The sequence below is a fragment of the Sphingobium sp. TA15 genome (assembly GCF_037101235.1).
Lineage (GTDB): Bacteria > Pseudomonadota > Alphaproteobacteria > Sphingomonadales > Sphingomonadaceae > Sphingobium > Sphingobium indicum.
Genome location: NZ_AP025355.1, coordinates 1,597,037 through 1,619,214 on the forward strand (window position 1 = coordinate 1,597,037; position 22,178 = coordinate 1,619,214).

At 66.1% G+C, this 22,178-nt stretch carries 23 protein-coding genes; 9 read left to right on the forward strand and 14 right to left on the reverse strand.

Features of this window, described 5'->3' with window-relative positions; genetic code table 11:
• Positions 1–86 precede the first annotated feature (86 nt).
• From Sj15T_RS07935 to gpmA, 3 genes are all read right to left on the reverse strand, one after another.
• Positions 87–1,157 (reverse strand): 5-(carboxyamino)imidazole ribonucleotide synthase, encoded by a 1,071-nt coding sequence (locus tag Sj15T_RS07935; RefSeq protein ID WP_013040542.1) that lies wholly within the window; start codon positions 1,155–1,157, stop codon positions 87–89.
• Position 1,158: 1 nt separating this feature from the next.
• Positions 1,159–1,653, reverse strand: coding sequence for a 5-(carboxyamino)imidazole ribonucleotide mutase (gene purE, locus Sj15T_RS07940; protein ID WP_013040543.1), 495 nt, complete (start codon positions 1,651–1,653; stop codon positions 1,159–1,161).
• 173 nt (positions 1,654–1,826) lie between these two features.
• A complete protein-coding gene (gene gpmA, locus Sj15T_RS07945; RefSeq protein WP_013040544.1) occupies positions 1,827–2,513 on the reverse strand; it encodes a 2,3-diphosphoglycerate-dependent phosphoglycerate mutase in 687 nt (228 codons plus the stop codon).
• A gap of 155 nt (positions 2,514–2,668) precedes the next feature.
• On the opposite strand from gpmA, the gene sppA reads away from it, so the two are divergent.
• Both sppA and rnr read left to right on the forward strand, forming a co-directional pair.
• Positions 2,669–4,567, forward strand: coding sequence for a signal peptide peptidase SppA (gene sppA / locus Sj15T_RS07950; protein WP_013040545.1), 1,899 nt, complete (start codon positions 2,669–2,671; stop codon positions 4,565–4,567).
• 262 nt (positions 4,568–4,829) lie between these two features.
• Positions 4,830–7,193 (forward strand): ribonuclease R, encoded by a 2,364-nt coding sequence (rnr, locus tag Sj15T_RS07955; protein WP_013040546.1) that lies wholly within the window; start codon positions 4,830–4,832, stop codon positions 7,191–7,193.
• Positions 7,194–7,334: 141 nt separating this feature from the next.
• Here the strand turns inward: rnr and Sj15T_RS07960 are convergent, their stop codons facing one another.
• The 5 genes from Sj15T_RS07960 to Sj15T_RS07980 all read right to left on the reverse strand — a co-directional run bounded on the left by Sj15T_RS07960 (position 7,335) and on the right by Sj15T_RS07980 (position 10,762).
• A complete protein-coding gene (locus Sj15T_RS07960; RefSeq protein ID WP_007685251.1) occupies positions 7,335–7,655 on the reverse strand; it encodes a hypothetical protein in 321 nt (106 codons plus the stop codon).
• A 100-nt stretch (positions 7,656–7,755) separates the two neighbouring features.
• Entirely contained in the window at positions 7,756–9,132 is a 1,377-nt protein-coding gene (locus tag Sj15T_RS07965) for an MATE family efflux transporter (protein WP_007685253.1), read from the reverse strand.
• Complete coding sequence (locus Sj15T_RS07970; RefSeq protein ID WP_013040547.1) at positions 9,132–10,061, reverse strand: DUF808 domain-containing protein; 930 nt, start codon at positions 10,059–10,061, stop codon at positions 9,132–9,134. The genes Sj15T_RS07965 and Sj15T_RS07970 overlap by 1 nt, the downstream gene beginning before the upstream one ends.
• Before the next feature lie 114 nt (positions 10,062–10,175).
• Positions 10,176–10,424: a hypothetical protein gene (locus Sj15T_RS07975; RefSeq protein WP_013040548.1), complete on the reverse strand. Its 249-nt coding sequence runs from the start codon at positions 10,422–10,424 to the stop codon at positions 10,176–10,178.
• Positions 10,421–10,762, reverse strand: a complete 342-nt coding sequence (locus Sj15T_RS07980) for a hypothetical protein (RefSeq protein WP_013040549.1) — start codon at positions 10,760–10,762, stop codon at positions 10,421–10,423. Before Sj15T_RS07980 ends, Sj15T_RS07975 begins: the two co-directional genes overlap by 4 nt.
• A 203-nt stretch (positions 10,763–10,965) precedes the next feature.
• On the opposite strand from Sj15T_RS07980, the gene Sj15T_RS07985 reads away from it, so the two are divergent.
• Positions 10,966–11,271, forward strand: a complete 306-nt coding sequence (locus Sj15T_RS07985; protein WP_013040550.1) for a hypothetical protein — start codon at positions 10,966–10,968, stop codon at positions 11,269–11,271.
• A 29-nt stretch (positions 11,272–11,300) separates the two neighbouring features.
• Here Sj15T_RS07985 and Sj15T_RS07990 read toward each other — a convergent pair whose 3' ends face one another.
• The 4 genes from Sj15T_RS07990 to Sj15T_RS08005 are packed head-to-tail and all read right to left on the reverse strand — an operon-like array spanning position 11,301 to position 15,172.
• Complete coding sequence (locus Sj15T_RS07990; RefSeq protein ID WP_007685263.1) at positions 11,301–11,933, reverse strand: trimeric intracellular cation channel family protein; 633 nt, start codon at positions 11,931–11,933, stop codon at positions 11,301–11,303.
• A 16-nt stretch (positions 11,934–11,949) separates the two neighbouring features.
• Positions 11,950–12,489 (reverse strand): glutathione peroxidase, encoded by a 540-nt coding sequence (locus tag Sj15T_RS07995; protein ID WP_013040551.1) that lies wholly within the window; start codon positions 12,487–12,489, stop codon positions 11,950–11,952.
• Positions 12,490–12,524: 35 nt separating this feature from the next.
• Positions 12,525–13,250: a VIT family protein gene (locus Sj15T_RS08000; RefSeq protein ID WP_013040552.1), complete on the reverse strand. Its 726-nt coding sequence runs from the start codon at positions 13,248–13,250 to the stop codon at positions 12,525–12,527.
• Between the two features lie 59 nt (positions 13,251–13,309).
• Positions 13,310–15,172: an ATP-binding cassette domain-containing protein gene (locus tag Sj15T_RS08005; protein WP_013040553.1), complete on the reverse strand. Its 1,863-nt coding sequence runs from the start codon at positions 15,170–15,172 to the stop codon at positions 13,310–13,312.
• 138 nt (positions 15,173–15,310) lie between these two features.
• Between Sj15T_RS08005 and Sj15T_RS08010 the strand changes: the two genes are divergently transcribed.
• The 5 genes from Sj15T_RS08010 (at position 15,311) to Sj15T_RS08030 (ending at position 19,103) form a co-directional block, all read left to right on the forward strand.
• Positions 15,311–16,039, forward strand: a complete 729-nt coding sequence (locus Sj15T_RS08010; RefSeq protein ID WP_013040554.1) for an SIMPL domain-containing protein — start codon at positions 15,311–15,313, stop codon at positions 16,037–16,039.
• Between the two features lie 206 nt (positions 16,040–16,245).
• A complete protein-coding gene (locus Sj15T_RS08015) occupies positions 16,246–16,584 on the forward strand; it encodes a hypothetical protein (RefSeq protein WP_025772693.1) in 339 nt (112 codons plus the stop codon).
• A 35-nt stretch (positions 16,585–16,619) separates the two neighbouring features.
• The gene (locus Sj15T_RS08020) at positions 16,620–17,285 is read left to right on the forward strand and encodes a response regulator transcription factor (RefSeq protein WP_007688191.1); all 666 of its coding nucleotides are present in this window, start codon (positions 16,620–16,622) and stop codon (positions 17,283–17,285) included.
• A gap of 163 nt (positions 17,286–17,448) precedes the next feature.
• The gene (locus tag Sj15T_RS08025) at positions 17,449–18,753 is read left to right on the forward strand and encodes a HAMP domain-containing sensor histidine kinase (protein ID WP_013040556.1); all 1,305 of its coding nucleotides are present in this window, start codon (positions 17,449–17,451) and stop codon (positions 18,751–18,753) included.
• Positions 18,753–19,103 carry a YbaN family protein gene (locus Sj15T_RS08030; RefSeq protein WP_013040557.1) on the forward strand — a complete coding sequence of 117 codons (351 nt, stop codon included), beginning with the start codon at positions 18,753–18,755 and terminating at the stop codon, positions 19,101–19,103. Before Sj15T_RS08025 ends, Sj15T_RS08030 begins: the two co-directional genes overlap by 1 nt.
• Positions 19,104–19,372: 269 nt before the next feature.
• On the opposite strand, the gene phaZ is transcribed toward Sj15T_RS08030, so the two are convergent.
• Positions 19,373–20,596, reverse strand: a complete 1,224-nt coding sequence (phaZ, locus tag Sj15T_RS08035; RefSeq protein ID WP_013040558.1) for a polyhydroxyalkanoate depolymerase — start codon at positions 20,594–20,596, stop codon at positions 19,373–19,375.
• A 125-nt stretch (positions 20,597–20,721) separates the two neighbouring features.
• On the opposite strand from phaZ, the gene Sj15T_RS08040 reads away from it, so the two are divergent.
• Positions 20,722–21,378, forward strand: coding sequence for a glutathione S-transferase (locus Sj15T_RS08040; protein WP_013040559.1), 657 nt, complete (start codon positions 20,722–20,724; stop codon positions 21,376–21,378).
• Between the two features lie 96 nt (positions 21,379–21,474).
• Here Sj15T_RS08040 and Sj15T_RS08045 read toward each other — a convergent pair whose 3' ends face one another.
• Positions 21,475–22,176: a glutamine amidotransferase gene (locus Sj15T_RS08045; protein ID WP_013040560.1), complete on the reverse strand. Its 702-nt coding sequence runs from the start codon at positions 22,174–22,176 to the stop codon at positions 21,475–21,477.
• Positions 22,177–22,178: the final 2 nt, after the last annotated feature.

A 22,178-nucleotide genomic window follows, 5' to 3' on the forward strand; every position in this document is an offset into this window, starting at 1 on the left:
CGCCCTGGGAATTTACTTCCTTTGAAGAAAGAAAAGGGCTTCGACAGGCTCAGCCCGAACGGAGGTGAGGTGGTGGCCTGTTCCGATCATAGAGTCAGCCGCGTCACATGGCCCATCTTGCGGCCGGGGCGGGCTTCGTGCTTGCCGTAGAGGTGGAGGTGGTTGGCCGGGTCGGACAGGATTTGCAGCCAGTCATTGGCCTGTTCGCCGATCAGGTTGCGCATCTCCACCTTCGCGGCGGCGAGGCCGGTGTCGCCCAGCGGCAGACCGCAAATGGCGCGGACATGGTTTTCGAACTGGCTGGTGAGTGCGCCCTCGATGGTCCAGTGGCCGCTATTATGGACGCGGGGGGCCATTTCGTTGAAGACCGGGCCGTCGGCGCTGGCGAAGAATTCCAGCGTCAGGACGCCGACATAGTCGAGCGCGTCGGCGACCTTCGCCGCGAGGGCGCGGGCTCCGGCAAGCTGGCCTTCGATGAGAGGGCCTGCGGGGACGGTGGAGGTGTCGAGAATGCCGTCCGTGTGGACATTGGCGGCTGAGTCCCAGAAGCGGATCTGGCCGTCCGCGCCGCGCACGAGGATGACGGAAAATTCCTGCGCGAAGGTGACGAAGCCTTCCAATATGGCGCTCTGGCGGCCGATGGCGTTCCATGCGCCGACCGCGTCGCCGGGGTCGGAAAGGCGCGCCTGCCCCTTGCCGTCATAGCCCATGCGGTTGGTTTTCAGGATCGCCCTGCTGCCGATCCGGTCGAGGGCTTCTTCCAGATCGTCCAGGCTTTCGACCGGGGCGAAGGGCGCGGTCAGGCCGCCCAGGTCGCAGACGAAGCGCTTTTCGGCAAGGCGGTCCTGCGCCACGCGCAGGGCCTGCGCGCCGGGGCGGACGAGGCCGTGGGTGGCGAGCACTTCGACCGCCGAGGGATCGATATTCTCGAATTCATAGGTGACGACGTCCACGCTGTCGGCGAACGCCGCGAGGGCTTCGGCGTCCTCATAGGCGCCCTGGGTCCAGCGGGGGGAGACGTCGGCGGCGGGGCCGCTCGATTCCGGGGCGTAGATGTGGGTGCGATAGCCAAGCTGCGCGGCGGCTACGGCGATCATGCGGCCCAATTGGCCGCCGCCTAATATGCCGATGGTGGAGCCGGGCGGGATCGTCGTCATCTTATTCCGGGGTTTCCGCCACGTCGTTGGTCTGCTTTTCGCGCCAGGCGTCGAGGCGTGCGGCAAGCGCTTCGTCGGTGGTGGCGAGGATGGAGGCGGCGAAGAGCGCCGCGTTGATCGCGCCGGGCTTGCCGATGGCGAGCGTGCCGACGGGGATGCCGCCGGGCATCTGGACGATGGAAAGCAGGCTGTCCATGCCCTTCAGCGACTTGGATTCGACGGGGACGCCCAGGACCGGCAGGCGGGTCATGGAGGCGGCCATGCCGGGAAGGTGCGCCGCGCCGCCCGCACCCGCGATGATGACCTTCAGGCCGCGGCCGACCGCGCCGGTGGCATAGTCGTAGAGGCGCTGGGGCGTGCGGTGGGCGGAGACGACCTTGCATTCATGGGCGACGCCGAGGGCCTCCAGCGTTTCGGATGCGTGGCGCATCGTTTCCCAGTCGGATCGGCTGCCCATGATGATGCCGACTTTCGCGGCTTCGACTGCCCCGGTCATTTCGCTGCGCACTTTCCCTGATCATGCGGAAAGCAAAGCCCCTTAGCGGGAGGTTGGCGGAGGGGCAATGCGGGAATTGCGGCTTTCCGTTTCTATTCCGTGCTCCTGCGAAGGCAGGAGCCCAGTTCGGACGGAAGGACTGGGCTCCTGCCTTCGCAGGAGCACATCGGATTTCAGCGTTCCGACAGGTAGTAGCGATCCTTGGCCGTCAGGTCGTCGGCCAGGTCGTAGACGATCGGCTGGCCGGTCGGGATTTCCAGTTCGGTGATCTCGTCGTCCGGGATGTTGGAGAGGTGCTTCACCAGCGCGCGGAGCGAGTTGCCGTGGGCGGAGATGACGACGCGCTTGCCCGCCTTCAGGTCGGGGGCGATGCGTTCCTCCCAATAGGGCAGGACGCGGGCGATGGTGTCCTTCAGCGATTCCGTCGAGGGGATGGGGATGCCCGCGTAACGGCGGTCCTTCGACAGGTCGAACTCGCTGCCCGGCTCCAGCGGCGGCGGGGGCGTGTCGAAGCTGCGGCGCCAGATCTTCACCTGATCGTCGCCATGCTTGGCCGCCGTCTCCGCCTTGTTGAGGCCGGTGAGGCCGCCATAGTGACGTTCGTTGAGGCGCCAGTCCTTTTCGACCGGCAGCCAGAGGCGGCCCATCTCCTCCAGCACCAGATTCAGCGTCTTGATGGCGCGGGTCTGGACGGAGGTGTAGCACTGGTCGAAGTCCAGCCCCTTTTCCCTGAGCAGGCGGCCGGCGGCGCGGGCTTCCTCCGCGCCCTTTTCGGTCACGTCCACGTCCCACCAGCCGGTGAAGCGGTTTTCGAGGTTCCAGGCCGACTGGCCGTGGCGGATGAGGACGAGCGTGGGCATGAAGCGTGTCTCCTGCACGAGAAACCGAGAATTGCGCCCTCCCATAGCGCGGGAAATATCCGACGCAAGGTTGCGCGGCCCCGGCCCGCCCCCACATTGCAGTCGGTCCGTCGATGGGATAGCCCACGCAGGATCTGAAGGAAGGAACCGGCGACTTGGCATTTGTGAAGGGCATGTGGCGCATATTGGTCGCCATCAAGGACGGGCTGGTGCTGCTGTTCCTGCTGATGTTCTTCGGGGCGCTCTATGCCGCCCTGTCCTGGTCGCCCAAGCCCGCGCAGAGCGTCGGCAGCGGCGCGCTGCTGCTGAAACTGGACGGGACCATCGTCGAACAGCCGTCCGAAATCGATCCGATGGCGCTGCTGACGGGCGGGAACGACCGGGCGAGGGAATATGGGCTGGCCGACATCGTCGCCGCGCTGGATGCCGCCAGGGACGACAGGAAGGTGAAGGCCGTCGTGCTGAACCTGGACGGTTTCATGGGCGGGGGCCAGGTGGCGCTGGCGCGGGTGGGCAAGGCGCTGGACGCGGTGCGCGCGGCGAAGAAGCCGGTCTTCGCCTATGCGACCATCTACAGCGACGACAGCTACCAACTGGCCGCCCATGCGAGCGAGAGCTGGGTGAACCCGCTGGGCGGCGTGGCGATCACCGGGCGCGGCGGATCGGGGCTTTATTACAAGGGGCTGATCGACAAGCTGGGCGTCAACACCCATGTCTATCGCGTCGGCACCTACAAGAGCTTCGTCGAGCCTTTCACGCGGACCGAGCAGTCGCCCGAAGCCCGTCAGGCCAATCAGGCTCTGGCCGACGCCCTGTGGGAGGATTGGCGACAGGAAGTGGCCAAGGCGCGGCCCAGGGCGCGGCTGGCGGCCTATGTGCGCGATCCGGCGGGCCTCGCTGAGGCGGCTGGCGGCAATCTGGCGAAGGCGGCCGTTAGCGCGGGGCTGGTCGACCGGATGGGCGACGAGGCGGCCTTCGGCGCGCGGGTGGCCGAGGTTGCGGGCGATGCGCCGGACGACAAGGCCGGGGATTTCGCCGCCATCGACCTCAAAAACTACATGAAGGCCCACAAGCCCGCCAATGGCGGCGAGATCGGCGTGCTGACGATTGCAGGCGACATCGTCGATGGCGAGGCCGGACCGGGCACGGCGGCGGGAGACACGATTGCGGCGCTGCTGCGCAAGGCGCTGGCGGAGAAGGACTTGAAGGCGCTGGTGGTCCGGGTGGATTCGCCCGGCGGATCGGTGATGGCGTCGGAGAAGATCCGCAGCGCCATCATGGAAGCGAAGTCCGAAGGCCTGCCCATCGTGGCGTCCATGGGCAATGTGGCGGCCAGCGGCGGCTATTGGGTGTCGACGCCCGCCGATGTGATCTTCGCGGAGCCGGATACGATCACCGGCTCCATCGGCGTGTTCGGCATTTTACCCAGCTTCGAGGGCACCTTGGCGAAGATCGGCGTCACCACCGACGGCGTGAAGACGACGCCGCTGTCGGGCCAGCCGGACATCGCCGGCGGCACCACGCCGGAATTCGACCGGATCATGCAGATGGGGGTCGAGGATATTTACGGCCGCTTCGTCGGACTGGTCGCGCAATCGCGCCGCAAGACCCCCCAGCAGATCGACGCCATTGCGCAAGGGCGCGTCTGGGACGGCGGCACGGCGCGACAGATCGGGCTGGTCGATCGCTTCGGCGGGCTGGAAGAGGCGGTTGCCGAGGCGGCGAAGCTGGCGAAGATCGATCCGGCCAAGGCCAGGCCCTATCGCATTGCCAGGGAACCCGACAAGTTCGCCGAGTTCGTCCAGTCTATCATGGATCGGGAGGATGAGGACGATGCCGGTGCGCCGGAGGCCATGGTGGGGCGCGACCTGCTCGGGCGGCAGGCGATCGTGCAGCGGAACTGGGCGTTGCAGGCCGTTGCCGACGTGCGCGCGCTGGTGAGCGGCGCGGGCGTGCGCGCCGATTGCCTGGAATGCCGGGGCTATGGCGCGCCGCGAGTGGCGAAAACGGATGAGCGGGGATTGGCGGCGCTGTTGCTGGGGCTTTGGCGGTGATGGGTGTTGCTTGCTGGTGATGGAAGCTGATGGCCAATAGCTGACATTGCCACCGTCACCCCGGACTTGATCCGGGGTCGCGCTTTCTTTTCTGAGTGCCCGCCTCGTCCAAGGCAGCGGGACCCCGGATCAAGTCCGGGGTGACGAATAAGGGAATGTCCGCTTCCCACCCCACGGGATTATGGCTCGGTCGGCGCGATTCGCATGATGCCTATCCCATGCGGCACTGGCATGTCGGTGCCCCTCTCCCTATAGCTGGTCCATGGCATCCACCGAAAAGAAGAAGAAAACCGACTCCGCACGGACCAAGGTTCGGCCCGCGGGCTTTCCGACGCGCGAGCAGGTGATGGATTTCATCGCCACGTCCGACCAGCCGGCCGGAAAGCGGGAGATCGCAAAGGCCTTCGGCCTCAAGGGGCAGGAGAAGATCGCGCTCAAGGCGCTGCTCAAGGACATGGCGGACGAAGGGCTGATCGACATCGGCCCGGCGCGGGCCTTCCACAAGATGGGCGGCGTGCCCAAGGTCACGGTGCTGCGGATCGTCGATGTCGACGACACCACCCTGATCGCCACGCCCGAACGCTGGGAGGCGGAGGGACAGCCCGCACCCCGGCTGCGCATCGTGGAGCGGGGAAAGCGCGGCGCGCTGACCATAGGCGACCGCATCCTGGCGCGGACGGAGGAAGCCGGGCGCGGCTGGGTCGCGCATCCGATGAAGAAACTCGCCAAGGCCAGCGAGGAATTGCTGGGCGTGGTCGAGGAAGGCGACGGCGGCAAGCTGTGGCTGCGCCCGGTCGACAAGCGCATCCGCCGGGACACGCCGATTTCGGACGCCGGCGCGGCGAAGAAGGGCGACCTGGTGCTGGCCGAGCCGGTGGGGCGCCCGCCCCGGATCACGGCACGGGTCACGGACATATTGGGCGATCCCTTCGCGCCACGCAGCTTCAGCCTGATCGCCATCCACAAGCATGGCATTCCCCATGTCTTTTCCGAGCGGGTCGAGGAAGAGGCGGTGGCCGCTTCCAGCCTGGCCCTGCATGAGGACAAGCGGGAGGATTTGCGGCATTTGCCCATCGTCGCCATCGATCCGGTCGATGCGCGGGACCATGACGATGCGGTCTGGGCCGCGCCGGACGACGATCCGGCCAATTCAGGCGGTTACAAGGCGATCGTCGCGATTGCGGACGTCAGCTATTATGTGCGGCCGGGCAGCGCGCTGGACCGGGAAGCGAGGAAGCGCGGGAACAGCGTCTATTTTCCCGATCTCGTGGTGCCGATGCTGCCGCACCAGCTTTCGTCCGACATGTGTTCCTTGCGGGCGGGCGAGGATCGGGCGGCGATGGCCTGTCACCTTGTCCTTGACGCTTCGGGCAAGGTGAAGAACTGGCGCTTCTCCCGCGCGGTGATCCGGGTGGCGGCGGTGCTGGCCTATGAGGATGCGCAGGCGGCCATCGATGGGACGTTGGATATTGCGGCTGATGACGCGCCGGCTCGCCCCCCGACCCCCTCCCGCCTGCGGGCGGGGGAGTTGCTGGAGACGGCGCTGAAGCCGCTCTGGGCCTGCTGGGCGTTGCTGCGCAAGGCGCGGGACAAGCGGGAGCCGCTGGCGCTGGACCTGCCGGAACGGCGGGTGGTGCTGGACGACTATGGCAAGATCGTCAGCGTCGCGGTGCGCGAGCGGCTCGACGCGCATATGCTGATCGAGGATTATATGATCGCCGCCAATGTCGCGGCGGCCAAGGCGCTGGAGGCCAAGAAGGCGCCGGTCATGTACCGCGTCCATGAACCGCCGAGCCGGGACAAGCTGGTCGCGTTGAAGGACTATCTGGCGACCTTCGGCATCGAATTCGCCCTGGGGCAGGTGGTGAGGCCTGCGACCTTCAACCGGCTGATCGAACGGGTCGGGGAAGCGGAGGAAAAGCCCCAGATCATGGAGCAGATCCTGCGCAGCCAGACCCAGGCCTATTATGCGCCGTCCAATCTGGGCCATTTCGGGCTGGCCTTGGGTTCCTATGCCCATTTCACCTCGCCCATCCGGCGCTATGCGGACCTGCTGGTGCACCGGGCGCTGGTGGGCGCCTATGGGCTGGAACTGCCCGCGCCCAAGGGGGACATTCCCGACCGATCCTCGCTGAGCGGCGAGGATATGGAGAATATGGGCCGCGTGGGCGAGATGATCAGCCAGCATGAACGCCGCGCCATGGAGGCGGAGCGGGAGACCATCGACCGCTATGTCGCGGCCTTCCTGGCGGCGCATGTCGGCGATCTGGTGGAGGCGCGGATCACCGGCGTGCAGAGCTTCGGCTTCTTCGCCACGGTGGAGGGGCTGGGCGGCGATGGGCTGGTGCCGGTGTCGACGCTGGGCGACGAACGCTTCTTCTATGACGAGGTCGGCCGGGCGCTGGAGGGCGTGGAGAGCGGGGATCGCTACACGGTCGGGCAGCGGCTGGCATTGCGGCTGGCGGAGGCGGACCCGATCAACGGCTCGCTGCGCTTCGAACTGCCCGACGCCCCGCCCCAGCGGCCGAGCTTCAAGAAGGACCGGGTGCGCCCCGGCAGCGCCCGGCGCGGGCGGCCCGCCAATGTCCGGCACATCGGATCGAAAAGGGGCAAGCATCGGCGGTAAGGGGGCCGCGCGCCTCCAGACATCATGTGCTCCTGCGCAGGCAGGAGCACATGGTGTCGGAACTTGAACCGGACAATCCCCAACGGAAAAGGGCGGCCCCGCAGGACCGCCCTTTTTCAACGCCGAACCTGCCGCGAGACCTCAGGCCGCTGCGCTCTCCGGCTCCACGGCGAACAGGGTCACGCCCTTATACTTGCTGTCGGCCTGATCGTAGAGGCCGTGCATCGCCTCGAACTTCTCCTCGATCAGGCTGACGTCGTTCAGTCCCGCCAGCTTGAACGTGCCCAGCTTCAGCTCCCGCGGCGGGCGGCCGTCGCGCTCTATCGTCACCGCGTCGATGAACATTTCGTCATGGCGCGTGTACAGGATGTGCGGGGCGAGCTTCACGACCATCTTGTTATAGGTCGCCATCAGACATTTCTGAAGCGCAATCGCCTCGAAGAACATGGTAGGAGCGGTCATAATGCGTTTTCCATTACCGATTTGACGCGCCGGTTCAATTGCTTTGTGCGTCGCACCATCACCTGCCGACGCAATCCGGCGCATTCGCCAGACGAGTGAATCAAGCCTTTCCCTTGTGCGGCAGAAGATGTAGCTTCTCGCGCAGGGTCCAGCGCGCCACCAGCAGCAGCGCGACCGCGCCCAGCCCGCTTGCAAGGCCCAGCCAGATGCCCAGGCCCTGCAATCCCAGGGGAAAGGCCAGGATGACGCCGACTCCGATGCCGATCACCCAATAGCCGATCAGGGCGAAGATCATGGGCACGCGCGTATCCTGAATGCCCCTCAGCACGCCCGCGCCAACCGCCTGCGCGGCGTCCACCAACTGGAACAGCGCGGCGACCCCCAGGAAACCGACCGCCAGCGTCGCCGTCCGTCCATTGGCGGGATCGGAAAGGTCCAGGAAGGCGGAGATCAGCATGCGCGGAAAGGCGATGAGCATCGCCGCCGCCATCAGCGCGAATCCGGTGCCGATCGCCAGCGCCAGCCAGCCGGCTCGCCCGACCGCCGCCAGGTCGCCCTTTCCATAGGCGAGGCCCACGCGCACGGTCGCCGCCTGGCCGATGCCCATCGGGACCATGAAGACGAGCGCGGCGATCTGGATCGCGACGGCATGCGCCGCCAGCGAATCGCGGTCGATCAATCCCATCAGGAAGGCGGAGGCGTTGAACACCGTCGTCTCCAGCCCCAGGGTGATGGCGATGGGCAGGCCCAGCGCCCAGACGGTGCGGTGCCGTTCCCGGTCGCGGGTCCAGAATCGCCCCAGCAGGCGATAGCGGCGGAACCGCCGGTCGATCAGGATGACCGACAGCAGACCCAGGAACAGGAAGGATGAGGACAGGCTGCTGGCGATGCCCGCGCCGAAAATCCCCAGCGCGGGGAAACCGAAATGCCCGAAGATCAGGGCCCATCCCGCCAGCAGGTTGAACGGGATGGCGCAGACCATGATGACCAGCCCCCAGACCGGCCGTTCCAGCGCGGCGATGAAGTTGCGCAGCGTGGTGAAGCCCAGAAAGGGCAGCAGCGCCCATTGCAGCCCGCGCATCAGTTCGCCCGCCTGCGCCGCCAGGTCGGCCTCCTGCCCCATCAGCAGCAGGATGGATTCGCTTTCCCACAGCAGCGCCCAGGCGGGCAGCACGAACAGCGTCGCCGCGCGCAGCGTCTGGTGCACGGTCCGCCGGACGTCGCGCACCGAATGCAGCCGCCGCCCCCGCTCCGTGGCGATCAGCGGCGCGGCGGCGGTGACCAGGCCCATGCCGAAGATCAGCAGCGCGTTGAACAGGTTGATGGCCAGCGCGCCCGACGCCACCGCGCCCGCGCCCAGCCGGCCGAGCAGCAGCAGGTCCGTCGCCGCGATGCCGGCCCAGGCGATATTGCCCGCGATCATCGGCAGCGCGAGCGCCGTCAGCGCCCCGGCCTCCAGGCGCCAGGGTGAACGCATCAATGCTTTTTGAAAAGGTGCAGCGCCGCCACGACGATGCCGCCGACGATCAGGCCGACAATGCCCGCGCCCACCGCGTTCACGACCCATTCCACCGCCGGAGCGATGGCGGGCAGGCCATGGGCGGCGCCCGCCGCCACATGATGGATGGCGCCGGGGATCAGATCCCAGTGGAATTCATGCAGCCCGTGGACGATCAGCCCGCCGCCGACCCAGAGCATCGCCGCCGTGCCGACAACGCTCAATATCCCCATCAGCACCGGCATGGCCTTCACCATCGCCCGGCCCAGCATGCGCGCGCCGGCCGAGCGCCGTTCCGCCAGATGCAGGCCGATATCGTCCATCTTCACGATGAAGCCGACGACGCCATAGACGCCCGCGGTGATCAGGAAGGCGACGACGACCAGGATGATCGCCTGCTCCCAGATCGGTTCCGCCGCCACGGTGCCGAGCGCGATCGCCATGATCTCGCCCGACAGGATGAAGTCGGTGCGGATCGCGCCGGAGACCTTCTGGTCCTCCAATTCCGTGGAACTGTGCGTTTCCAGCGCCTCTTCGGCCAGATCATGGCCGCCCTGCATCGCTTCGAGCAGCTTTTCCGCCGCTTCGAAACAGAGGAACGCCCCGCCCAGCATCAGCAGGGGAGGCAACAGCCAGGGCGCGACGGCGCTCAGCACCAGCGCGGCGGGAAGCAGGAACAGCAGCTTGTTGCGCAGCGAACCCTTGGCGATCTTCCAGATGATGGGCAGTTCGCGGTCCGGCGTCAGGCCCATGACATAGCGCGGCGTGACGGCAGTGTCGTCGATCACGACGCCTGCCGCCTTGGACCCCGCCTTGCCAGCGGCGGCGGCGACATCGTCCAGCGAACTGGCTGTGAGCTTGGCAATCCCCGCTACGTCGTCGAGCAGCGCGATCAGACCCGAAGGCATTGATGTTATTCCCCTGTTGGCCCGGCATGGGGCCGGCAGCCGCCTCAATAGAGGCGGGGCATAAGCGGCGCAATGGATTGGGAAGCGATCTGATCGATAAGGCGGCCCGGCGCCTCAATGCAGGCCGCGATAATTGCCGGGCGGGTCGCTGGCGGGGAAACTTTCATCGATCTGCTCGTCCACCATGTCCCAGTCGCGCGCGTCGATATGCTGTTCGTCCGGCCCCGCGTCGCGCACGGGGCCGGACGAGAAGCCCGTCCCGCGATGGGCGCCCGGGTCGCGCCCCGCCTGCCGTTCCTTCCATCCCCGCCAGACGACGGCGCCCAGCCCGGTGACGAATGCGAGTTTCAATAACCCCTTCATTTCGGCTTCTCCTGTGTTTCGTGCAGATGGATCCATTCGGCCCGGTTGCCGCTGACGGTATCGGGCGTCAGCGGGATGTCGCCTTCCTCATCGGTGCCGCCGGGCGGTTCCACGGAGGGCGCGGAGGCGATGGACCAGCGCTGGCGCAGCGCCGCATCGATCATCGCCCGCCAGACGCGATCGTCGCCCGCCTGCCGCATGACATCGTCGGGATCCTTGATGATGGCGAGCAGCCCGGCGGCGGCCTCCACCTGTTCCTGCCAGCGGTCCGGATGCGGATCGGGATGGCCCGACGCCAGATGACGCGCCAGACGTTCGAGAAGAGTGCGCTGCTCCATGCGCTGGTGAACGCAGGCCGGACCGCCCTGTTCCCCTTGGGCGTGTGGGGATTCAGTTCAAGGGGAGACGAAAATAGTGGAATTCGAGGAACTCGAAACGATGCTCGTGACTCGTTTCCCCCTAATTCGTGACGCTTGTGCAGCGATGTGAACGGCCCGTCGCATCGATCGTTGAAGCCACATGCAAGCAGAAGGAGACGGTCATGCCCCAGGGCGACAAGAGCAGCTACACCGACAAACAGAAGCGCAAGGCGGAGCATATCGAGCAGGGTTATGAGGATCGCGGCGTATCCCGCGGGGAAGCGGAACGGCGCGCCTGGGCGACCGTCAACAAGGAATCGGGCGGCGGCAACAAGTCCGGTTCCGGCCGGGGCAAGCCGGACAGCCATGCCTCCTCGCGCAAGGGCGGGAAGAAGGGCGGCGCGGCATCGGCCCGTCGGCCAGCCGCGGATCGTTCCGCCGCCGCCAGGAAGGGCTGGGAAACCCGGCGGAAAAAGGCGCAGGGTTGACGGCGGAGACCATCCACCGATTTTTTGGCTCAGTCTTCCGGCCGATAATGCGGCAGCGAGAGTCCCTTGCGGATCGCGACGGCCCGCAGCACGAAACCGACCAGCGCGGCGATAAGGCCCGCGACGGGAACGTCCAGCCCCATCCAGCGCAGGAAGACGAACAGGCCCGAAGCCAGCGCCGCCGCCGTCACGTACAGTTCCGGCCGCAGCAATATAGACGGCTCGCCCGCCAGCAGGTCGCGCATGATGCCTCCCACGCAGCCGGTGACGACGCCCATCATCGCCGCGACCAGCGGAGGCACGCCATAGCTCATCGCCTTGGCCGCGCCATAGACGGCAAAGGCGGCGAGCCCCACCGCGTCCAGCCAGTCGAGAGCGCTGTCGCTCCACAAGCGGCGCGGGGTGAACCAGACAAGCAGCGCCGCCATCATGCAGGCAATGGCGGGCACCGCGTCGCGAACCCAGAAAACAGGCGCGCCGATCAACAGGTCGCGGACAGTCCCGCCCCCCACCCCCGTCACCAGCGCGAAGAAGGCGAAGGTGACGAGCGTCTGGCGCAGGCGCGCTGCCGCCAGCGCCCCGGACGCGGCGAAAACGAATGTTCCCACGATGCCGAGCGTCTCGAGCACCGGGCCGATCTGCGGCAGCAGCGTCTGGTTCATGGCGCGGCGCCGGGCGCTATTTCGCCAGTTCCGCCTCTATCGCCGCCACCAGGCCGGCATCGTCGGGCGCGGTCGAGGGTGCAAAGCGGGCGGCGACGCTGCCGTCCTTCGCGATCAGGAACTTTTCGAAATTCCAGAGCACTTCGGGCTCCGGATTGGGCGTGATGCCATAGCCGACCAGCTTTTCGCGGAACTGGGTGCCCTCCCCCCGCGCATTTGGCTGCGCGCCGATCAGCGCGGCGTAGAGCGGATGCTTTTCAGGCCCAGCAACGACGATCTTCTCGAACATCGGGAAGTCGACGCCGAAATGGGTGGTGCAGAAGGTCGCGATCTCCTCATTGCTGCCCGGCTCCTGCGCGCCGAAATCATTGGCGGGGAAGCCGGCGACGACCAGCCCCTTGTCCCTATAGTCGCGATAGAGCTTTTCCAGCCCCTCATATTGCGGGGTCAGGCCGCATTGGGAGGCGACGTTGACCACCAGCACCACCTTGCCCGCATAGTCGGCCAGGCTGGCGTCGGCGCCCTTGATGGTCTTGAGCGGAATCTGCTGGATCATGGCAAGCTCTCCTTGGGATGGACGGTTCCCCCCAATCATATGGCGGCGCCAAAGAGCTTGCCTACCCCGGAGGTCGCAAGCATCGCGAAAACGCCCCAGAAGACGACGCGAGCCACTGCCCGCGCCGCCCCGCCCCCGCCGAGCCGGGCGCCGACATAGCCAAGCATCGCCAGGCACAGCAACGAGGTGACGGCGACAGCGGCGATGGCGTTCGACGGACTGGCGACGGCGGCCAGCACGGGGGCGACGGCGCCGGCGGAGAAGGTCGCGGCGGAGGTCAGCGCCGCCTGGATCGGGCGGGCGGTGCTGACTTCGGAAATGCCCAGTTCGTCCCGCGCATGGGCGGCCAGCGCGTCGGCATTCATCAACTGCGTCGCCACCTGGCCCGCAAGGTCCGCCGTCAGCCCGCGGTCGACATAGATGTCGCGCAACTCCTCCCATTCCACATGGGGTTGCTGGGCCAGCGCCTTCTTCTCCTTGGCCAGGTCGGCGCGTTCGGTGTCGGACTGAGCGCTGACGGAGACATATTCGCCCGCCGCCATCGACATGGCGCCCGCGACCAGAGCGGCTATGCCGGACAGCAGGATCGTCTCCCGCGCCGCGCCGGAGGCGGCGATGCCGGTCAGCAGGCTGGCGGTGGAAACGATGCCGTCATTGGCGCCCAGCACGGCGGCGCGCAGCCAGCCGACGCGGTTGACATAATGGACAGCGTGATGGCCGTCGATCATGTCGTTATCCTGCATCGTCGCGGATTGTTCCATGCATATTTCCCCTGGCTGGCTGCTCTGGCTAACAGATGAGGGGATTGGCGCAAGGCCTTCTAGCCGCCCAGCCCCTCGGCCTTTTCCGCCAGTTCCAGCCAGCGTTCCTCCGCCGCGTCCTTTTCGGCGCGGGCCTTTTCGATGGCCTTGGTGAGGGCGTCGAACCTCGCCGGATCGCGGCTGTAGAGACTGGGATCGGCCAGAGCTTCCTCGTCGCGGGCGATGGCGGCCTCCATCTCCTCTATCCGCTGGGGGATCAGGTCGAAATCGCGCTGGTCCTTGTAGCTGAGCTTGGTCGCGGCGCTTTTCTGCGGCGGAGGCGCGGCCGCCTTCTTCTCCTGCCTTGGCGCGTTCCTCGGCTGGCGCTTGGCGACCCAGTCGGCATAGCCGCCTACGATCACGTCGACGGTGCCGGAACCGTCGAGACCCAGCGTGACGGTGACGGTGCGGTCCAGGAAATCGCGGTCGTGGCTGACGATCAGGACGGTGCCTTCATAGTCGGCGATCACTTCCTGGAGCAGGTCGAGCGTTTCCAGGTCGAGGTCGTTGGTCGGCTCGTCGAGGACCAGCAGGTTCGATTCGCGGGCGAATTCGCGGGCGAACAGGAGCCGCGAGCGTTCACCGCCCGACAGCGTGCCCACCTTCGCCTCTGCCAGCGAAGGATCGAAGAGAAATTCCTTCAGATAGCCGTGGACATGCTTGCGCACGCCGCGCACGTCGATCCAGTCGCCGCCTTCGGCCAGCACGTCCCTGACCCGTTTGTCGGGCTGCATCAGGCTGCGCTGCTGGTCGATGAAGATCATGTCGAGCGACTTGGCCTGCCTGACCTCGCCGCTATCGGGCTTGAGTTCGCCGGTCAGCAGTTTCAGCAGCGTGGTCTTGCCCGCGCCGTTGCCGCCGACGATGCCGATGCGGTCGCCGCGCTGGATGCGCAGGGAGAAATCCTTGATGACCGTGCGCCCCGGCAGTCCAGCCCCGTTCGTGTCGAGCGAAGCCGAGACGCCATCGGACTGCCGCTTCTCGACTTCGCTCGAAGCGAACGGAGGGGGGAAGGATTTGGTCACATGTTCGGCGGTGATGGCGCTCTTCGTCTTGTTGTCGTCGCTGGCGACGGCGATCTTCGCGACGCCCTGCGGCCCGACCATGGCGGCGCGCTGGGCGCGCATTTCCCAGAGCTTGGCGAGGCGGCCCTGATTGCGCTTGCGCCGGGCGGTGACGCCGCGCTCCAGCCAATGAGCTTCGATCTTGAGCTTGGCGTCCAGTTTCTCGGCGGCGCGGGCTTCCTCCGCATAGACGGCCTCCATCCACTCCTCGAAACCGCCGAAGCCGATTTCGTTGCGGCGGATGCCGCCCCGGTCGAGCCACAGCGTCTGGCGCGTCAGCCGGGTCAGGAAGGCGCGGTCGTGGCTGATGACGACGAAAGCGCCATTATAGCGGCCGAGCCAGCCCTCCAGCCAGTCGATGGCGTCGATGTCGAGATGGTTGGTCGGCTCGTCCAGCAACAGCAGGTCAGGCTCGCTGGCCAGCGCGCGGGCGATGGCGGCGCGGCGGCGTTCGCCCCCCGACGCGGTGGCGGCTTCGCGGTTGAGGTCGGTGCCGAGCTGGCTGGCGATGGCGTCCACCTCATGGGCGGGCGGCGCGAATTGGCCCGCCAGCGCGAAGTCGCGCAGCGTGGCGAAGCCGCTGACGTCGGGATCCTGCTCCAGCATGATGACGCGGGCGCCGGGGCGGACCGAACGGGTGCCCTCGTCCGGCTCGATCTGCGCGGCGATGAGCTTCAGCAGCGTGGTCTTGCCCGCGCCGTTGCGCCCGATCAGCGCCAGCCGATCCCGCTCCCCGACGAAAATGTCGAGATTGCGGAAAAGCCAGTGGGTGCCCTGCGACAGGCCGAGATTTTCGAAGGAAAGGATGGGAGCCGCCATGGCGGTGCAGCTAGGCTTTCCGGGGGTCGAGGGCAAGAGGGGGAACCCGAAGCTGTCTGACGGCTTTCAACGCATGTCAGCGTCCGTTCATCGCAGCCGTTACAATGAGGCTGCATTGCTTCCTGAGGAGAAAGCCCTGTGAAATCCATGTTCGTCCTGGCCGCCCTTGGCGCCGCCCTGCCCGTCGCGGCGGTCGCTCAGACCAGCGTCACCATCGCCGAAACCGCGCCGGTCGTGACGCTGAACGTTACGGAAACGGTGGAGGCGGCGCCGGATATGGCGACGGTCGGCACCGGGGTCCAGACCCGCGCCCAGACCGCCGCGCAGGCGATGCGCGACAATGCGGTGCAGATGGACAGGCTGATCGCCGCGCTGGTGAAAGCGGGAATCCCCAAGAAGGACATCCAGACCAGCGGCATCAATCTGAGCGCGCAATATGATTACAGCAATCGCGACGGGCAGCCGAGCGGACCGCGCTTCATTGGGTATGAAGCGTCGAACCAGCTTTCGGTGAAGCTGCGCGACATCAAGAAGGTTGGGACGCTGCTGGATACGATGGTGGAGGCCGGGGCGACCAATGTGAATGGGCCGAGCTTCTCGATCAGCGATCCGACGCCGATGCTGGCGCAGGCGCGGGCGGCGGCGTTGAAGACCGCGAAGGCGCAGGCGGATTTCTATGCGCAGGCGGCGGGTTATCGCTCGGCGCGGCTGGTTTCGCTGGCGGAGAGCAACAGCGGCGGCCAGCCGCCCATGCCGATGATGGTGACGGCGCGGTTCAAGGCGGACGCGGCGCCAGCGACGCCGGTGGAACCGGGGCAGGTCGGGTCTTCGGTGACGCTGACGGTGCAGTACGCGCTGGAGAAATAAGACGGCGGGGTGGGTTTTGACCAGTTGCTGTCATCTTCTCCCCTCCCGTAAACGGGAGGGGCCGGGGGTGGGTCGCCGCGTCAGCGGCGTTCTTCCCTGGCCGAGAAGGCGGAAGCTCGCTGCGCTCGCACCCACCCCCTAACCCCCTCCCGCCTGCGGGAGGGGGGGTTGATGACTTCCCCCCCTCCCCATTCACCACCTGTTCAATGGTTCGCGGCTATGCCAAGGTCATGAAAATGATGCGGTTCAGACTGATAGCAGGCTTGGGAGCCATGGCGGCGCTTTTCGCCGCGAATCCTTCCGCTTATGCGGGCAGCCAGCGCGACGAGCAGGATGCCGCGCGCCGCGCCATGCTGGACGGGCAGGTCATGCCCTTTTCCGTCATCAAGCGCCGGGTCGACGCCGCCATGGGCGGGGCGACCTATCTGGGCAGCGAATTCAATCCCTCCACCAACCGTTATCGCCTGAAATATGTGAAGGACGGCAAGGTGCTATGGGTTGATGCGGACGGTCGCACGGGCGATATAATCGGCTGGGCGCGTTAGTCGCGCTGACAGCATAATAACGGAAACGGGGCCATATGCGTCTGCTGATCGTCGAAGATGAACCGAGCCTTGGGCAACAGCTCCGCAACACGCTGGAGGGCGCGGGCTATGCCGTGGACCTGGCCGATGATGGCGAGGACGGGCATTTCCTGGGCGCGACCGAAAGCTATGACGCGGTGGTGCTGGACCTGGGCCTGCCGACCATCGACGGGCTGACCGTGCTGGACCGCTGGCGCAAGGAAGGCCGGGGCTTTCCCGTGCTGGTGCTGACGGCGCGGGATAGCTGGTCGGACAAGGTGGCCGGGCTGGACGCGGGCGCGGACGATTATCTGGCCAAGCCGTTCCAGAGCGAGGAACTGATCGCCCGGCTGCGCGCCCTGATCCGCCGCGCTTCGGGCAATGCGTCGAGCGAACTGACGGCGGGCGACGTGCGGCTGGACACGCGGTCGGGCAAGGTGACGCTGAAGGGCGAGCCGGTGAAGCTGACCGCGCAGGAATATAAGCTGCTGTCCTACCTGCTGCATCACAAGGGCAAGGTGGTGAGCCGAACCGAACTGATCGAACATATTTACGATCAGGATTTCGACCGCGATTCCAACACCATCGAAGTGTTCGTCACCCGCATCCGCAAGAAGCTGGGCGCGGACGTCATCACGACGATCCGGGGCCTGGGCTACAGCCTGGATGAACCGGGGCGGTAACGCCAACCTCCGTTCGGGCTGAGCTTGTCGAAGCCTTGTTCTTCTCAAAGAAAGCGCGGCCCTTCGACAAGCTCAGGGCGAACGGAGATACAGGCTTGATCGTCTTTTGACCGATCTCCCCTCCCCTTCGCAGGTCCGTTCCACCGGATCGCTCAGCCGCCGGATGATCGGCATCGCGGCGCTGTGGATCAGCCTGCTGCTGCTGGGCGGCGGGCTGGCGCTGGACCGGGTGCTGTCCGACGCGATCACGCGCAATTTCGACGACGGGATGAACTATGTGCTGACCGCCATGATCGCATCGGCGGAGATCGGCCCGGACGGCGAGGTGCTGTTCAACCGCGAACCCGCCGACCAGCGGTTCCTGGAGCCCAATAGCGGCATCTATTACCAGATCAGCGGCAAGGGGCATGAGGATTGGCGGTCGCGTTCGCTGTGGGACCGGGCGCTGAAGGTCAATCCGGAGCATCAGGACGACGCCCCGCACATCTATGACAGCGACCAGTTCCCCGGCGAAGACCTGCGCGTGATGGAACGCAGCATCATCCTGCCCGGATCGCGCACGCGATGGATGTTCATGGTGGCGCAGGCGCGCGAAGGGCTGGACGCGCAGATCAGGACGCTGCGATCGACCCTGTTCGAGAGCTTTGCCCTGTTGGCGCTGGGGCTGATCGTGCTGGCCACCTTGCAGACCATTTACGGCCTGCGCCCGCTGCGCAAGGTGCGGCAGGAGATCGTGCGCATGCGCGGGGGCGAGAAGAACCGCGTGACCGAGCCGATGCCCGCCGAAGTGCTGCCCATGGTGGAGGAATTGAACGCCCTGCTGGCCCATAATGAGCGGCAGGCGGAGGAGGCGCGGACCCATGCGGGCAATCTGGCCCATGCGCTCAAGACGCCGCTGACCGTGATCATGAACGCCGCGACCGCCCAGTCGCCGGACCTGGGCGACACGGTGATCCGCGAGGCGACGACGATGCGGCGGCAGGTCGACCATCATCTGGCGCGGGCGCGGGCCGTCGGGCGGCGCGGCGCGGCGCACAGCCGGGCGGAGGTCTGGGCCAGCCTGGAGGCGGTGGAGCGCGCCGTCCAGCGGCTCTATCCCGAAGTGCGCATCGACATGGACGGCGACAAGGAAGCGGCCGTGCGGGTGGAACGGCAGGACCTGGACGAGATGCTGGGCAATCTGGTCGAGAACGCCGCCAAATATGGCGGGGGCAGCGTATTCGCGACCGTGGGGCGCAAGGAATCGATGGTCGAGATCATGGTCGAGGATGACGGCATGGGCATTCCGGAGGCGGACCGGATGCGGATTTTCGACCGGGGCGTCAGGCTGGATTCCGGGAAGCCGGGGACCGGGCTTGGCCTGGCCATCGTGCGGGACGTCGCGGAAATCTATGGCGGATCGGTGACGCTGGAGGAAAGCGAGGATCTGGGCGGCGCGCTGGTCCGGTTGCGGCTGCCCGCGGCCTGATGCGGCGGCATTTCTATCTTGCCTGCGGCTTCCTGTCATTGGGGCTGGGGGCGATCGGCGCCTTCCTGCCGCTGTTGCCGACCGTGCCGTTCATGATCCTGGCCGCCTTCTGCTTCGCGCGGTCCAGCCCGGCGCTGGAGGCGCGGTTGCTGGAGCATCGCCAATTCGGGCCGCATATCCGGCGCTGGCGGGAAAGAGGCGCGATCAGCCGGCGGGGGAAGAAGGCGGCGCTGGCGGCCTTTGCGTTCAGCGGGGTGCTGGCGTTGTTCCTGTCGCCCTTTCCCTGGTGCCTGATCCCGGTAGCCGCCGCGCTGATCGGCGGAACCTGGATATGGACGCGGCCGGAGTGAATGGAAGGCGGGACGGATCGGGGCAGCGAAACCCCGGATCAAGCCCGGAGTGACGAAGGAAGGAATGGCGGAAATCCACCCGTGCCGGCTGATCCGCGTTCCCTAGGGTGTATCGACATTCAGATGATGGCGAGCCGAAAATGGTGGTTTTTCGCGACCCGGAGCACAGCGTACTAAAGATACGTGAGCACCGGAAGCGCGGGATTGAAGCGAGGCACGTGACTCGCTTCAACCATTTGCAAGCCGTCAGCGCTGAATGCCGATACAGCCTAGTTCATCGCCAGGATCATGTTCCGCACCTGCGGATAGACCTGCTTTTCCCATTTGCTGCCGGAAAAGACGCCATAATGGCCGACGCCCGGCTGAAGGTGATGGCGCTTCAAATGGGGACGAAGGCCCGTGCAGAGCGCGTGGGCGGCCGCGGTCTGGCCCACGGCGCAGACATCGTCCTTTTCCCCTTCGACCGTCAGCAGCGCGGTCTTGCGGATCGCGCCCGGATTGACCTTCCGCCCGCGATAGGTGAGTTCGCCCTTGGCCAGCAGCGTCCGCTGGAACACCCTGTCCACCGTCTCCAGGTAGAATTCCGCCGTCATGTCGAGCACGGCGAAATACTCCTCGTAGAAGGTCTTGATCTTGTTCGCCTCCACCTGCTTCCCGTCGGCCAGCAACTGGTACAGCTCGCGATGCGCGGCGCCGTGCCGGCCCATGTTCATCGACATGAAGGCGGAAAGCTGGAGGAAGCCGGGATAGACCCGCCGGCCGCGCCCGGCATAACGCATCGGCACCAGGCTGATCAGATTTTCCTCGAACCATTCGATCGACTGGTCATTGGCCAGTTCGTTGACGACCGTGGGCGCGGCGCGGGTGTCGATCGGCCCGCCCATCAGCGTCATGGAGCGCGGCGTCGCCGGATCCTTGTCCTCCGACATGATGGCGACCGCCACCATGGCGGGCACGCAGGGCTGGCACACCGAAACCAGATGCGATCCCGGCCCGATTTCCTGCATGAAGGTCATGACGTAGTCGACATAATCGTCGAAACCGAAGCGCCCGGCGCTCAGCGGCACGTCGCGGGCATTCTTCCAGTCGGTAATGTACACGTCATGGTCGCGCAGCAGCGTCTGGACGGTGTTGCGCAACAATGTCGCGAAATGGCCGGACATGGGGGCGACCACCAGAACCCGCGGCTGAGGCGCCTCCACATCGTCCTTCACGAAATGCAGCAGGTTGCCGAAGGGCAGGTCCAGCGCCACCTCTTCCCGCACGGCGACCACCGCATTGCCGCTGCGCACCTCCGTTATGCCATAGGCCGGCCGGCGATGCGTCAGCTTCGCGCCCTGGAACACGTCCATCAGGGCGAACATGCGGCGGGGCATGGCCCAATCCGCCGCCGGACCCATCCTGTCCTTGAAGGAAAGAGCGATCTGAGCACCGAAGCGCGCAGGGGCCATCATGTCGTTCCAGGCCTGATAGCCACTGTAAAGCATCATCATCTTGCTCAAACGCGTCCTAAGCTCTTTTGACACCGATTCGGCCCCATGCGCGGGCGTTATACAGGTTTTCCATATTGCACCGCATCATGAATGATGAAACATAGGGATGAAGCGGGAGGAACGCCATGGCCGAAGCCGAACTGACCATTTCCAGCAAGACTTATTCGTCCTGGTCCCTGCGCGGATGGCTGTTGTGCCGCATGGCGGGCCTGAAAGTCGTGGAAAAGACGATTGCTCTCGATGATCCTGAAAACCGGGCGGAATTGCTGCTGTTGTCGCCTTCCGTGCTGGTGCCTCGCCTGACCCATGAGGGGGCGAGCGTGTGGGACACGCTCGCCATTGCTGAATATCTGCATGAACTTTATCCGCATGCCGGCCTTTATCCCGAGGAGCGGATCGCGCGGGCGCATTGCCGTTCGGTTTCGGGCGAAATCCACTCCGGCTTCATCAACCTGCGCTCCGCCCTGCCCATGAACCTGAAGGTCCGGCATGAGAAGTTCCCCGTCTTTTCCGGGGCCAGGCAGGATATAGAGCGCATCGAGGAAATCTGGACCGAATGCCTGAGCGCCTATGGCGGGCCATGGCTGTTCGGGGAAAAGCCGACCGTGGCCGACGCCATGTTCGCCCCTGTGGCGCAACGTTTCCTGAGTTATGCGGTGGCGCTGTCGGCGCCTTCGGCCGCCTATTGCAACTGGAGCAACGACTGGGATCTGATGCGCGAGTGGATCGACGCCGCTCGCCGGGAAGAGGACGAGGTCGAGGAACTGGAAGTCGAGTTCTAAAGCGGCTGATCTGACGGAATCAGATCGACCGCTTTAGAGTCTTCGTTTTCCGTGATTTCTTAACCAGCGATCGGTTCCGATCGCCTGGAAATCGCTCTAATTCTCGATTCCGCTCAACCATTCGCCGATCATCGCGCGTCCTGCGGCCACGGCTGCGGGGCCATGATCGGCATGGTCCTGCCGCAGGGCAATGCCGCATTGCTTCGCTATGTCGAGGTCGGCCCAGAAATGCGTGAGCCAATCCTCGAAACGAGGGTCTTCGCCCATTTCCGCGTGGAATTGCAGCGCCAGCAGGTTGGAGCCGCGGCGAAAGGCCTGATGGGCATAGCTTTCGGTCGAGGCAAGCAGTTGGACCCCCGAAGGCAGGTCGAAGGTGTCGCTGTGCCAATGGAGAACGGGAATGCCGTCCAGATGGCGCAACGGCGATCCGGCCCCCGCCCCATTCAGCATGACCGGCGCGAAGCCCAGCTCCATCCGCCCGCCGGGATAGACCGGCGCGCCGAGCGCCGCGGCGATCATCTGGCTGCCAAGGCAGACGCCCAGGGTCGGCAGATCCTGTTCCAGCCGCGCGGCGAGCTTTTCGATCTGGAGCGGAATCCAGGGATGAATGTCCTGTTCATAGACGCCCATCGGGCCACCCATCATGATCAGCAGGTCGGGGGTGCAGAGGTCGACATCGGCGAAGTCGGGGCTGGCGACGTCGATCCGCTCGATCGCGTAGCCGGCGGCCTCGATCGGCTGGAGATAGCCTGCCGCACCCTCCCGCGGCACATGTCGGACAATCAGCGCTTTCTTCATCT